Below are 14,385 nucleotides of genomic sequence, written 5' to 3' on the forward strand. Positions count from 1 at the left end.
GAGGAAAATGTGCCCCTGTCGGCGTTGAGACCCCAGCTCTCCCAGAATTCGTCCTCGAAGTAGTTATAGCAGCCCCACGCGCGTCCGGTCTCATCCAACTCCGGCGGATAGAGCAGGCGAATACGGTGGCCAAAGAGGCCCACCTCATCCACCGACATCATGCCGCTCGCATGGAGCAGCTTGAGCATCCGCTACGCGTATTCCGCACGCTGATTTTCCGGGATGTCCATTTCCCCAATGTAATCCGCAAAGGTTCCCATAAGCCTGTCCTCCCACATTTTCTTCCAGCATACCACGGGGCAGGGGAGCAGTCATTGGAGCCGTGATATAATAGGGTGCGTTCTTTCCTGCCGGCGCCATTCAGACAAAATATTTTATGACAGTGCGAAAAAGCCTTGTGTACCAGAGAGTTTTGAATTTCCCTATCATCGAAATTCCCATTTCGCACCCATTTTACACAAAATAAAATATGAGAATGCGCTATCACAGCTTCATTCTCTAAACACCTGCAACGATCTGCTCTGCTGCATTTCGAATGTAGAAAATGCGGTATTCGCGTCGAATCACGCAGAGTCATGGATAATATTTGCGTCATATAATGCGATATTTGATGCAGAACCGGTTGATTTTTACGCGAATATCTGTTATAGTATTCTCAGTACCTTTGAGGAGGGCTGAATATGTATCGGAAAATTACAGGATTTCTGGAAGCGTGGAAAGAAAGTGAACACCGCAAGCCCCTTATTTTACAGGGTGCAAGACAGGTCGGAAAGACCTATTCCATTCTGGAGTTCGGTCGTACCCACTATGAAAATGTGGCGTACTTCAACTTTGAAACCAATCCGAAACTGAATGAGACCTTTGCGGAGAATATCAGCCCCGATTACCTGATCCCAATTTTGTCTCATATTGCAGGTCAGACCATCGTAAAGGAAAAAACGCTCATCGTATTCGACGAGGTGCAGCTCTGCGAACGAGCATTGACTTCGCTCAAATACTTCTGTGAAGACGCTCCGGAGTATCACATCATTGTCGCAGGCAGCTTGCTCGGCGTTGCGGTCAACCGGGCAAAATTTTCTTTCCCCGTTGGGAAAGTCGATATGAAAACGATGTATCCCATGGATATGGAAGAGTTTATGCTGGCGCTCGGGGAGAACGATTTAGTAGAGCAGATTAAAAAGTGCTTTAATACCGATACGCTGCTGCCGTCTGCCTTGCACGATGCCGCCATGCAGCTTTACCGTCAATACCTTGTGGTCGGCGGTATGCCGGAGTGCGTGCTGCAATTCGCTGAAACAACGGATTATATTCTTGTCCGTCACATACAGGATACGATACTTGCCAGCTACCTCAACGATATGAGCAAGTATAATAACCTGAACGAGATCAAGAAAACCAGACTTGCATACGACAATATAACCGTTCAGCTCTCCAAGAAGAATACCCGTTTCCAATATAAGCTGCTCAAGAAGGGCGGACGGGCTTCCGAATTTGAAAATGCGATTGAATGGCTTTGCCTGTCCGGCATCGTGTCACAGGTCTACAAGGTCGAGCAAATCAAAAAGCCGCTTGAAAACTACCGTGATATTGACGCGTTCAAGATCTATGTGTCCGACTTAGGGCTGCTTTGCGCCAAGAAGGATCTGGCAGCCAATGACATTCTCTATATGGTCGAGGAAATCAATGACTTCAAGGGCGGTATGGCGGAGAACTATGTCAATGTGCAGCTTACCATCAACGGCTACCGCACCTACTATTGGGAGTCCGAGCGTGGAGCTGAAATTGATTTTATCATTCAGCGTGACGGGCAGCTCGTTCCCATTGAGGTCAAGTCCGCAGATAACACCAAGGCCAAGAGCCTGCGGGTCTACATGGACACCTACAAGCCCGCTTACGCCATTAAGCTCTCTGCGAAAAACTTCGGCTGTGAGGGAAATAAGAAGATCGTTCCTCTCTATGCTGCGTTTTGTATCTGAGGGAAAAGGGACCGATGTTTACCGGCCCCTTCTCATTGCCGACGCAACGCCACGGATAGCGGCCGCCAAGTAAATCGGTTGAAAAAATAACCGAGTTGGTTAATTGAGGTAGTTCACCCTCGATACCCGACTTGGTTATTTTTATCAGTAGGCTTCTTATTTGAGCTCCTGCTCCAACGCGTCAAACTCCGGCGCGGAGAGAAAAACTCGGGCTGGTGTGATTGCAAGACCATCGCAGAGCTTCTTGATAACCGCCTGTGGAAAACGGCGGTTATCCATATTATAAAGCGCCGGCTTACTCTATCCAGCGCCGATATTTTCGCGCACTAAATTCATACATTTCGTGCCTCTTGTGTGCAGAAAGATAAGAAAGCTGTTACTCTTTACCCGGTAGGATCGTCAGAGTTGGGGCGGCACAGCCTGCCTCACACAAGGCCCATGGGCCTTGTGCCTCTCCGTTTGGAGAGGCACAAGTTTCTTTGCGGACAAGAAAACGTAAGGAGAGATCGCGTATGAAGAAACGGATAGTAAGTTTGCTGATGGCGTTTTGCCTGATCACGACGCTGCTGCCGACGATGACCTCGGCATTAGACATGAACGCCGTCCCCACACTGCTGTACGTCGGCGGGACAAATGTCATCGGCGGCGGCTACTGGAAGACCACAGCGGATGGCGGCCTGACCGCAGAGGGTGCGTCGGCAAGCGACTATAACGTCGCCTACACGGCAGGCACGCACAGCCTGACGCTGAACAACGCCAGCATTAAGAAATACAGCTGGTCGCGCTATGGCGTGGTCGGGTATATCAATCAGGCGGGTATCTGGGCGGGTATCCATACGGACGGCTCGCTCGTCATTAACCTGATTGGCGAGAACACCATCGACCTCACCGGGGCGGGCACGCTGGACGCCGACTGCGCCGCCATCGCCCTCGGCCAGGAGTATCAGTGGCTGACCTTTACCGGTGACGGCAACCTCACCGCGAAAAGCGGAAAAACGAGCGGCAACAGCTTTGGCGCGCTCGCCACGGCGTCCGTTACAATGAGTGGTACGGGCACGGTCAAGCTCCTCGGCGGCGAATGCGGCTATAACAAGGGCAGCGCCGGTATCTACAATCAGGGCTCGATGGAAGACAACGACGCCATCATCGCCCCGCGCACGGGTACGCTCATCGCGGGCACGGACTTCGGCGGCGCGTCGAGCTTTGGCGTGTACGGCAAAATGCTGCTCTCAGAGTGGAACTACAACGTAAAGGGTGCGGAATTTGAAGGCGACTTCACCGCCTACTGCGGCGAGGCAGATCTTGCCGTAGCGTTGAGCCTGCCGCCGCTGTATTCTCCCATGGGCAGTTCCGTGCTGATGGGCAGTGAGGATCGCACGGGTGAGAACTATACCGCATACGACGCCATGGATAACGGGCTGTACACCTACGTCACCGTGAAGCATAATTTGAAAACGGGCGCGAGTATTAACGAAAGCAGCTTTGACGAGCTTTCAAAAACGCCCTATACCATAACAGTCACGACGGCGAGCATCGACGGCAGCAATCCCGGCAATCAGGAGATCGAGTACGCGCTCGGCTCATACAACGCCAATCTGCCGTCCATCGGCTGGCAGAAGGAGACCCTGTTCACGGGGCTGACGCCGCGCAAAACCTATATGGTCTATGCGCGTACCGCCGCCACGACCGAGTATGCCGCAGGTCCAGCGAAAGCCATCGCAGTCGCTATGCCTGTTGACGCGGTCACGACTGACAACGACGTTTCGGTATACACCGGCTTGAGTGTGGACGGCATTGCCATCGACAAGAGTAAAGACCTTGCCTACAAAGCAGTTGGCGGTGACGATGGCTGGATGAGCTATAATTCGGCCAGCCGTACGCTGACACTCGGCGGCACGGTGACGATCACCCACGGCTGCCAGACGATCGGCTACGGCGAGGCGGTGGGCATTTACTCCAACGCGGAGCTGCACATCGTGCTGGCGGACGGCGCGGTGGTCAACATCAACATGAAAAACTACGCGCGCGACCGTGATCTAGTCCGCGATTCGGAAACTGAAAAAAATGGTGACAAGGTGGTCCGCGGTACGCCGCTCACCGGGCGCTGCTACGGCATTTTGAACTACGGCGACCTGACCATTGACGCAGCAGAGGGTTGCAAGGTCACGCCGAAGCTCAACATCAACGTCGTCGGCGCGGCGACCGCGTTCGGTATCTACGCCAAAGAGGTGCGCGACGCCTCCAGCGCCGTGCTGGAAGACGGCGATGTGACCATCGGTGCGGTGGATACGAACATTACTGTGCGCGGCATCACCGGGCCTGTGACCATCAACCCGAGCCTGCTCACCCAGCAGGCGAACGGCTACCCCAACGTGACCGGTATTTCCTCGGGCGACGACATCACGTTTAACGGCGTTACCGGTGAGAATGAGAACAGCAGCACGCAGTACCATGTGCAGACCGTCGGCGGCTACAGCGGCCATCTGTTCACCGCGGGCGCGACTGGCTATGGTGTGGTGCAGATGAACGGCGGCTATGTGTACGTCGAAAACAACGGCCGCAACGGCAACTACCGCATTTCCTACAACGATATGAAGTGGGCGCTCGGCTATACCTGCGAGGACGCAGAGGGCAACCGTGTTGCAATGGACGATGCCATGTGGATCAAGGGCAGCGCAGCGTTCAACCCCAATGGCGAGCCGGTATTGAAGGGCACGCTCAAAATTTCGGGCACGCTGGAAAAGGATGATAAATTGACTGCAACGATTGATGGTAGTAATGTTGTGGATGTCAGAAGAGTAAACTATCGGTGGTATCGCTATCGGTATGGCGCGGCGACCGCTATCAGTGGTGCAGTCTATGCAACCTACACCTTGGGGGCGGCGGACATTGGTTATCAGATTTACTGTGTAGCGACCTGTGTCGGTTATGCGGGCAGTTTGGTGAGTGACAAGACAGATAAAGTAGAAGCTGGTCCTGACATTCCAGAGGTTTATATTGCTGGTATACAACTCACCAAACAGAACGCAGCGGACGTGCTGAAGGACAGCGGAGTTTCCTATGAGGGCAAGGTGTCCTATGACCCGGCGACCAACGTTCTGACACTTGATGACGTAACCTTGACGGGTACAGGTGAGAAAGACGCGATTATTACCGCGACTGGTATCGGAAACGGTATTTCCATTAAACTGGTTGGAGAAAACACCCTGAGCACAACGGTCAGCGGAAAAATGGCGATTTATTGCAACGCGGTCGCTTTCTTTGGCGATGGTACGCTGAATGCACATGCGGATTATCCGCGCATTGCTACGATTAGAGCGAGCGGCCAAATGGATGTCGGAGGGGATTGCAGCATCAATGTCACCTGCAAAAATAGTCTGGACACCAGCGGTCTTACAAAGACACAGCCGGGGGCACTGAATGCCAGTGATCTGAATGTTTACGATAACAGCGTAATTTATGCCAAGGTCGACGACGCGAATGATGGAGGCAATGCGAAATGCTCCGCCATTGACGTTCCCTATACTGCAACGATCAAAGATAATGCGCAGGTCATTGCAATCGGCAGCCATCATGAGGCGTTCGTTGCTGGTTATCTGCACATTGAAGGCGGAAGCGTGAGAGCTGAATGTACGGGCAGTGGATATAAGTATACTGCCTCAACCAGCTCGGGTAAGCAGTGGAGGGAAGATGCTACGGAATACCCTGCCTTGAGATTGACTACGCTGAATATAGCGTCGTATGGTATCAAAAATGGAGGTTCTAAACTCTCTGTAAGCAACGGCAGGCTGGAGCTTGTGTCTACACTCGGATATGGCATCCGGCATGAGGATACTGATATTGACATTAACAGTGATACGAAAGACCCGGATAACATTACGATTGCCAACGGCACTATTACCATAAAAATAGGTGCAAAGAAAATGGCTCCTGTCACAATGGATGACACAGATGGTGTGATCATCACCGATAACTGCACCGTCTATGCCGGTGCGGCGGAGGACGGCTCCGACGCAAAAGAGTCCACGAAGGACGCTTTTTTGACAACGGGCAGCCGCTATGTCCAGCTGGTTTCGGATTCCTATGTCGGGCTTGACGCGGAGCGTGAGAACGGTACCGTTACGGTCAGCGCTACCGTGGGCGCCGGAGCTGCGGAACAGGCGGCGCTGCTGATCGTCCGCTATGACGCTGCGGGCAAGCTGATGGGAATGCGCCAGCCTACGCTGGACTTGTTTTCCGGTACGCAGACGATCACCGCTGTGTTTGCCGATGCGGCCGCGAGTGATACCTACAAGGTTTTCCTTTTCAACGGTACGAGCTATGTTCCGATGAACGCGGCGATCGAACCGTAGCTTCCAAAATGAAAAAGAGCATTGCCCTGCTGATTACATCCAGGTGGGGCAATGCTCTTTTTATGTATTTGAATCAAGAAAGAGGTCAACGATCTGTCCCACGGCGGTCTGCTGCTCAGCGGACAGAGATTGAATTTTTGACGCGATCTCTGAGATTTCACCGCGGGAGCCGCGTCCGAAAAGCAGGTAGTCTGTGCTGACGTGCAGGATGGTGCTGATTTTAGCGAGATTCTCGGGGCGGATCGCCTTGTGCCCAAGTTCCAGGTTCGAGATCATCTGAACGGAGACATCCATTTTTTCGGCGACCTGCTCCTGCGTGAGGCCAAGAGCTTTGCGCTGTATGCTGATCCGTTTGCCCAGATCCTTGAGTAATTGAGGATTTGTCATATTCTACTCCTTTGTATCAAGGGGAAATCGAGGTTTTTGGTAAAATAATACAATTTAAAGAGGTAGAATTTAACAATCCATAGATTGACTAAGTTAATCTATGGATATATAATCATAAATGGAAATGTGTCTAAAGTGTTAAAAATGTATAAACATTTGCGGCATACTAAACCGCGAGACCGCACATATTGAGGAGGTAGAAAATGCGATCAAAAAAGAAAATAGGCAGACTGCTCGCGCTGTTCGTGCTGGCGGCGCTGCTGACGCTGCCGGCCTCGGCAGCGGGGACGACTCTGAGTATCCATGCGCCGGAAACGTTACCGGAAGTGGGGGAGACCTTTACCGTTTCGGTGGAGATCAGCGGCAACCCGGGACTCTGCGCGGCGCAGTACACGCTGACCTTTGACCGCAGCGTGGTAGCCTGTGAGAGCGCGTCGGTCGGCGCCGTGCTTGCGGGCACGCTGTCTGCGACAAATCCGAAGGCGGCAGGCGGCGCGATCGTCGCAACGGCTACGGTGACACCCGCAGCGGGCGACGGCACCATCGGCGAGTTTACGTTTAAGGTCGTGGGCAAGGGAACGACCGCGTTTGCGCTGACCGAGTGTGTGTTTACCGATGGGAACGGCGCGTCGGTCACGACCAATATCCCATCGGCTTCCGCGGGGACAGAATCGCCCGCCGGACCGACAGAGCCGGTGAAGCCGACGGACCCGACGGAGCCGGAAAAGCCTGCCGAGCCGGAAAAGCCGGCGACGGGAACCGGCAGCCAGACCTTCTCGGACGTTCCCAAAACCTTCTGGGGCTATGAGTACATTGAGGCGGCCGCGGCAAAGGGACTGGTCAACGGCATGACCGACGGCACGTTCGCACCGGACCGCGAGATGACGCGCGCCGAGTTCGTTACGATGCTCTGGCGCATGGCGGGCAAGCCCGCGGCGGCAAAGGCCGCGCCGTTCACGGATGTTCCGGCAAATGCGTGGTATCGCGACGCGGTGAACTGGGCGGCGGAAAAGAAGGTTGTCAACGGCACGTCCGATACGACCTTTGGCCCGGACGGCAAGGTGACCCGTCAGGAAGCGGTCACCATCCTGTTCCGCTACAGCGGCGGCACGAGCGGCATGGAGGCGATGCTGACCGGCGTTTACGACAGCCAGTTCACCGACAGCGGCACGATCGCGCCGTGGGCAAAGAGCGCGGTGTACTGGGCGGTCTACAACGGCGTGATCAACGGCACGTCCGATACGACGGTCAGTCCCGAGGGCACGGCATCGCGCGCGCAGGTTGCGACGATCCTTGTGCGTTATTCCAAGTGAGCAAATATCATTTACATATTTGAAGGAGGAAGAACATGAAGAGACTTTTGCGATCGCTCCTGCTTGCCGCGGTACTGACCGCCGCGCTGTGCGTAGGAGCGCTGGCGGCAGAGCCGACGGTGGCGGGCATTTACGGTGTCACCGATGGCAATGGCGTGACGCTGACGCCGCAAGAGGCGAATGAGAACACGATTACGCCTGATAAGACGCAGGAAGGTTACGACGCTTATTATGCCAATGCAGTGCGCTTCGGCGTGGAAAAGACCGGCCTGACCAAAGGCACGCAGTATCTGCTGCTGGTGGTCAAGGGGACCGAGGCGCCCAGCGAGAAGAACATCGTGTACATCGACCAGCGGGCGGCAGACAGCAGCGGCAAGGTGAGTTTCAACGCCTATCCCAGCAGCCTGACAAAGGACGATTACCGCGTTTATGTCGTGGGCGAGAACAGCGCCTATAGTCAGGGAACCCCCACGGCAAGCTTCAGCTACTATCAGCCCTACACGCTGGGCGACGTGAACGGGGATGAAATTATCAATGCATCAGACGCACTACTAGTATTAAAATTCTCGGCAAAGTTGGAAACATTGACTGACACACAGAAACTCGCAGCAAATGTTACAGCACACTCAACCGGCGATGATATTATCAATGCATCAGATGCGTTGATGATTTTGAAGTATTCGGCAAAGCTGATTACCGGTTGGGACTAAAAAGGAGAGCGAATGAAAATGAAAAATACGAATAGATTCATATCTCTGCTTTTATCGATGGCAATGATTTTAAGTTTCGCTGTGATTCCTGCGGATGCAGCTACGATAAAAGAAGGTACTAATGAAAAAACGATCTATCTATCGTTCACCACGACAACGACGGACGAAAAACCTGTGCCAATCACAAGCATAAATAGCGGTGCCAGCTTTTATGCAGATATAAACTTTGCAAATGTCCCGACAGATGATGTAAAGAACTCTGTTCAAGCCTGCGAGTTGTATATCAAGTACGATCCTAATAAAATAACAATCGCGGATGTTTATGAGAACAGTGATTGTGCGGGTACTTTGGTACCCAATAATGGGTATGAAGCAGATTTGATTATGGTGGCTTGGAATTCCCTTGATGGCTTTGCGATGACGCAGGGGAGAAAGAAAGTTCTGCAAAGTGAGGGAATTCTTGCTTCTATAGAAGCAACGGCTAAGACTGGCATGGACGAAGCTGAACTACATGCTGCGTTTACTGTGGTAGCAACAGCACCCGACAAAAAGCCGACGTTCCTTGAGGATGGAAATAAAGGAACATTTACCCTCGTTCAGGCTCCTGCGCTGAGTGTTACAGTAAAGGGTGACCTCTACGACACCTCAACCGCAGAGGAGATCAAAAACGCCCTGACGGTGCAGTATATTGATGCCTCCGGCAAGCAGTCTGCTGTTACAAGCTTCACACTGAACAAAACGAGCTTGACCGTCGGTGAGAATGATCTGACCGTCACGGCGAACGGCATCAGTGAGACGATCAAGGTCACAGCAATCAAGGACGAGATCGAGTCCATTGCCGTGACGAAACAGCCTAAGCTGGCCTATACCTCCGGCGAAACGCTGGATCTTTCCGACATGGTCGTTGTGGCGACCTGCAAGAGCGGCAAGACCAAGACGGTTACGGAGTATACCACGGATGTCGCCGCTGGCACGAACCTGACGGTGAAGGATCATGACAGCAAGACGCTGATCGTTACAGCGGACGGCAAAACAGCGAAGACCAATGCGTTGGAGGTCAAGCCGATCTCGGTGGCGATCCCTGCGGCGACGGGAAGCTATCAGTACAACGGCCAGGAACAGTCCTTTACCTACAGCAACCCTTCTGATAGGTATATCCTCACCGGTGAGCTCAAGGGCACGGATGCAAAGGACTACACGGCTACCGCTGCGCTGAAGGACAAGAGCGAGACCGCTTGGTCCGACCGTACTTCTGAGGACAAGACCCTTACATGGACGATCACGCCCAATACAGGGGCGCTGACCGTGGCGCTGGCTTCTGCTGAGGCTGCCATCGTCTACGATGGCAATGAAAAGAAACCCGAGGTTACGGTCCAAAGCGGCAGCAGCACCCTGACAGCGGCGGACTACACGCTGACCTATTCCAACAACACCAATGCCGGTACGGCAACGGTGAAGGCAGTGGGTAAGGGCAATTATGCCGGCGCAGAAGGAAGCACGACCTTTACGATCGCACGTGCCTCGATCACTCCAGCGGTCAGCATGGAAGACTGGACCTATAACGAAAGCGTGAAGACTCCCACTGTGACTGGAAATTCCGGCAACGGTGCTGTGACCTATACCTACTACACCAATGCGGAATGCACTACCGGAGCTACGCAGACGAAGCCCACAGATGCCGGTACCTATTGGGTGAAGGCGGCTGTTGCACAGACCGCCAACTACGAGGCTGGTACGACTGAGGCGGTAAGATTCACCATCGAAAAGGCGGCGGCGCCGACCGGTATCACCGGTGAGGTCACACTGTATCATGAGGACCGCACAGCGGGTACCTTGAGCGCTTCCGCGTTGACCGGCACCCCGGCTGATGGCTGGACGGATGTCAAGTTCGTTTCCGTTACCGGCATGACTGGTGATAGGGTGCTGAGCACACAGCCGACGGTCACCAACGGCGAACTGAGCTACATACCGACCGGCACGGCTGATACCGGTAAGACCTCAAAGGTCACCGCTACGGTTTCGAGCAGGAACTATCAGGATGCCAGGGTGGAGATCACCTTTAAGACGGTGGACATCAGCATTGACTGGGATGCGATCGAAAATGACAACATCACGCTCAAGAGCGCCCCGGTCTATGGCGACAAGAACAGCGACATTCTGACGATCAGGAATGCGAGCTACACGGCCCACACGACGGTCAATGTTCCCGGCAAGCTCTCTGTGAAGGATGCGGACAGCTATCCCAATGCCGGAGCTACCACGGTGACGCTGGTGTTCACACCTGATGAGAATACCGGCATCAGCGGGACCTTTACCCACGGCTATACTATTACCGCGGTCAAGGCGAAGCCTATCACCGTGACGGCAAACGCGGCTTCTGCGGTCTATGGCGCGGATATTCCCGCGTTTGACTTCGAGGTTCCCGCGGGCGCTCTGGTCAACAATGACACCAAGGAGGGGCTTGGCCTGACGTTGACCACCTCTGCGAGCAAGGGCAGCAATGCGGGCGTCTACGACATCACAAAGAACGCGCAGACCACGACGAATTATGATATCACGGTCAACGGCACAGAGAAGTTCGCCATCACGGCGAAACCTCTGACCGCTGGAATGATTCAGGATATGGCCTCCTTGACCTACAACGGCACGGCGCAGACTCCGGACGTGACCGTCAAGGACGGCGATAAGCCGCTGGTGTCTGGCACGGACTACACCGCGGCATACAGCAATAACACCAATGCGGGCACTGCAAAGGTCGTCATCACCGGTATGGGCAACTATTCCGGCAGTGTGGAGAAGACCTTCACCATCGCGAAGAAGGAAATCACCGTCTCCGGTATTATAGCTGTGGGTCGTGCCTACAACGGCGAGACAACTGTTGATCTGGATTATACGAATGTTGTGTTCACGGGCAAGATCGAGGGCGATACCCTGACAATCACCGCGACCGGCACGATGGCTGATGCCAATGTTGGCACCGACAAGGATGTCACGATCTCTAACCTAATGCTCGGCGGTGCATCGAAGGACAACTATGCGCTCGCTGCAGACGGTCAGCAGACTGCGACGAATGTAACCATCACGAAGCAGCCGGCAACTCCTCTGTCCCTGACTGCGAAGAACGCAGTATACACGGGCCAGCCCTATGCCAAGGAGAACGTTACTCCGAGCAGGAATGCCGACGAGGTTAGGCTGACCTATTATAAGGACAATAATGGTGCCAAGGGAGACACGCTGAATAGCGCTCCCGCCAATGTCGGTGTCTACTGGGTTTCCGGTAAGATCGAAGAGAGCAGCAATATTTCGGAGGCTGTCGCTTCGGCGGTCAAGTTCCAGATCACCAAGGCGCCGCTGACCATCAAGGCCAATGACAAGACCATCACTTACGGCGCTGCTCCGGCGAATGACGGCGTGACTTACACCGGGCTGGTCAACAACGAGGACGGCGCAGATGTCGTGAATAACCTGACCTACGAGTACAACTACACCCAGTACGGCAATGTCGGCGCTTACACCATCACCCCGAAGGGCGCGACGGCGGCCAACTACGACATCAAGTTCGTGCCCGGCAAGCTGACGGTCGAGCAGAAGGAAGTCGGTCTGACTTGGAATAATGCCAGTACGCTCTACTACGACGGCAAGGCGAAGAACGTCACCGCAACGGCTACCGGCCTTGAAAGCAATGATGCAATCACGGTCACGGTTGCCGGCGGCAAGCAGACCGCTATTGGCTCGTACAGCGCAGCGGCAACCGGTCTGACCGGCGCGAAGGCTGGCAACTACAAGCTGCCTGCTGATAATACGAAGGCATACAAGATCGAAGCGGCGCTGACCTCTGTCACCGTTACCCCATCCACCATCACCGCGACCATTGACGGCCTGACCATCAAGCTGACGGGTTACCGTGGCGAGAACGAAGTCGTGACCGTAACGGGTAATGACAGCGCAACAGCAGCCGATAGCAAGCTCACCGTTCATGACGTGGAGTATACCATTGACGATAGTGCAGTAGTGGTCAATGAGACTGGAGCAACGCTGAATGAAAGCAGACAGCCTGATGTGACTGAAAACGCCGAAGCTGGCATTGATAACGAAGTTGTTGGTGCTATTAACAATGCCGAGACCAAGGGCGAGGGCCTTGGTAATGCCGCCTCTGATAAGCTGCTTGAGGAAGCGAAAAAGGATGCGACGATTAAGAGAATTGAAGTCACATTGAAAATCGAGCCGATTTCCTACAAAGAGGAGGATGGGAAGAAAGTCCTCGGACTGAAAATTACCCCAGTTGTAACCTACAAGGACGAGAATGGTGCGGCAATCGAGGGAAAGGAAAATCTGACTATTGCCAACGGCGATATTAAGGCTCCCGTGACCATCACAGTCAAGCTGCCGGCCGGCTTTACACCAAACTTTGCTAAGCATCTACTGGCAAGTGGTGGCTTCGAGATGATCAAGCTTGATCCGGACGCGCTGAACAATGGTGTTGCCAAGTGGCAGCAGAGCAGCTTCTCCGAGGTCACGCTGGTGTCCGATACCCGTACCGCGACGATCACGTTCAAGAAGGACGATAAATCGACCATCACCAAGATCTACACGGCAGCCAATCTCGGTGAGGCGTTCCCGAACGATAGCAAGAGTGGTTATACCTTTAATGGCTGGAAGCTCGGCGAGACTGTTTACTCCGGCACCCTCACGGATGAAATGCTGACTGCGCTGAACGGCACGCATACATTGGAGGCTCAGCACACGCCGAACGGCGGCGGTTCCATTGGCGGCGGCGGTGGCGGCGGTGGCGCCGCGACCTATCCGGTGAGCGTTGACAAGGCTGAAAACGGCACCGTGACCGTCAGCCCCAAGAATGCGGCCAAGGGCGGCACCGTGACCATCGAGGTCAAGCCCGACGAGGGCTACGAGCTTGCGTCCGTCACCGTTCTGGATAAGGACGGCAAAAAGCTCGACGTGACCCTCAAGAATGGCAAGTACAGCTTTGTGATGCCCGACGGCAAGGTGAGCATCAAGGCGGAGTTCGCCAAGAAGGGCGCTATGAGCTTCGCGGATGTTGCCGCGAACAGCTGGTACTACGACGCGGTCAAGTATTGCTTCGACAACGGTCTGATGAACGGTGTGGGCGAGGACAAGTTTGCGCCCTCTGCCACGACCACCAGAGCGATGATCTGGACGGTTCTCGCCCGTGACGCCGGTGTGGACACCTCCACCGGCGCGACCTGGTACGAGGCCGGCATGAAGTGGGCTATGGAGAACAAGATCTCCGACGGCACCGGCGCGGAGAACGCCATCACGCGCGAGCAGTTCGCAACCATGCTCTATCGCGTCGCGCAGAGCAAGGGCGAGGGCTTCACCGGCAGCTGGTACTTCCCGCTGAGCTTTGACGATGCGGCTTCCATCAGCGACTGGGCGGACGAAGCGATGCACTGGTGCGTGATGAAGGGCATCCTCAACGGCAGCAACAATAAGCTCAATCCCACGGACAACGCGAGCCGCGCTGAGGTCGCTGCGATGCTCATGCGCTTCCTCACGCTGGACAAGTAAGCAAACATCCCAAACTGAATGGGTATACGCCCATGAGAACAAGGGGGGCGTCGTCACGACGCCCCCCTGTTTTGCCTACTGACGGTCTTGATGGCTGAAG

6 protein-coding genes are annotated in these 14,385 nt (G+C 54.5%); 5 read left to right on the forward strand and 1 reads right to left on the reverse strand.

The genetic code is table 11. The annotated features are described in order from the left end of the window. Nucleotides 1-680: 680 nt before the first annotated feature. Nucleotides 681-1,976, forward strand: coding sequence for an ATP-binding protein (locus KQI17_RS00005; RefSeq protein WP_216494180.1), 1,296 nt, complete (start codon nucleotides 681-683; stop codon nucleotides 1,974-1,976). A gap of 512 nt (nucleotides 1,977-2,488) precedes the next feature. Further along, nucleotides 2,489-6,328: a hypothetical protein gene (locus tag KQI17_RS00010; RefSeq protein WP_216494181.1), complete on the forward strand. Its 3,840-nt coding sequence runs from the start codon at nucleotides 2,489-2,491 to the stop codon at nucleotides 6,326-6,328. Between the two features lie 60 nt (nucleotides 6,329-6,388). Here KQI17_RS00010 and KQI17_RS00015 read toward each other — a convergent pair whose 3' ends face one another. Further along, complete coding sequence (locus tag KQI17_RS00015) at nucleotides 6,389-6,715, reverse strand: helix-turn-helix domain-containing protein (RefSeq protein WP_216494182.1); 327 nt, start codon at nucleotides 6,713-6,715, stop codon at nucleotides 6,389-6,391. Nucleotides 6,716-6,918: 203 nt separating this feature from the next. Here KQI17_RS00015 and KQI17_RS00020 point away from each other — a divergent pair, with 203 nt between their 5' ends. From KQI17_RS00020 to KQI17_RS00030, 3 genes are all read left to right on the forward strand, one after another. Then, on the forward strand, nucleotides 6,919-8,028 hold the full coding sequence (locus KQI17_RS00020; protein ID WP_216494183.1) for an S-layer homology domain-containing protein: 1,110 nt from the start codon (nucleotides 6,919-6,921) through the stop codon (nucleotides 8,026-8,028). Between the two features lie 35 nt (nucleotides 8,029-8,063). Beyond that, the gene (locus tag KQI17_RS00025) at nucleotides 8,064-8,738 is read left to right on the forward strand and encodes a dockerin type I repeat-containing protein (protein WP_216494184.1); all 675 of its coding nucleotides are present in this window, start codon (nucleotides 8,064-8,066) and stop codon (nucleotides 8,736-8,738) included. A 492-nt stretch (nucleotides 8,739-9,230) separates the two neighbouring features. After that, nucleotides 9,231-14,285: an MBG domain-containing protein gene (locus tag KQI17_RS00030; protein ID WP_216494185.1), complete on the forward strand. Its 5,055-nt coding sequence runs from the start codon at nucleotides 9,231-9,233 to the stop codon at nucleotides 14,283-14,285. Nucleotides 14,286-14,385 lie beyond the last annotated feature (100 nt).

The organism is Oscillibacter sp. MSJ-31, assembly GCF_018918025.1.
Classification (GTDB): Bacteria; Bacillota; Clostridia; order Oscillospirales; family Oscillospiraceae; genus Hominicoprocola.

Coding starts and splice junctions, on each gene's coding strand:
- KQI17_RS00005 (WP_216494180.1), top strand. CDS start 681: ATGTATCGGAAAATTACAGGATTTCTGGAAGCGTGGAAAGAAAGTGAA.
- KQI17_RS00010 (WP_216494181.1), top strand. CDS start 2,489: ATGAAGAAACGGATAGTAAGTTTGCTGATGGCGTTTTGCCTGATCACG.
- KQI17_RS00015 (WP_216494182.1), bottom strand. CDS start 6,715: ATGACAAATCCTCAATTACTCAAGGATCTGGGCAAACGGATCAGCATA.
- KQI17_RS00020 (WP_216494183.1), top strand. CDS start 6,919: ATGCGATCAAAAAAGAAAATAGGCAGACTGCTCGCGCTGTTCGTGCTG.
- KQI17_RS00025 (WP_216494184.1), top strand. CDS start 8,064: ATGAAGAGACTTTTGCGATCGCTCCTGCTTGCCGCGGTACTGACCGCC.
- KQI17_RS00030 (WP_216494185.1), top strand. CDS start 9,231: ATGGACGAAGCTGAACTACATGCTGCGTTTACTGTGGTAGCAACAGCA.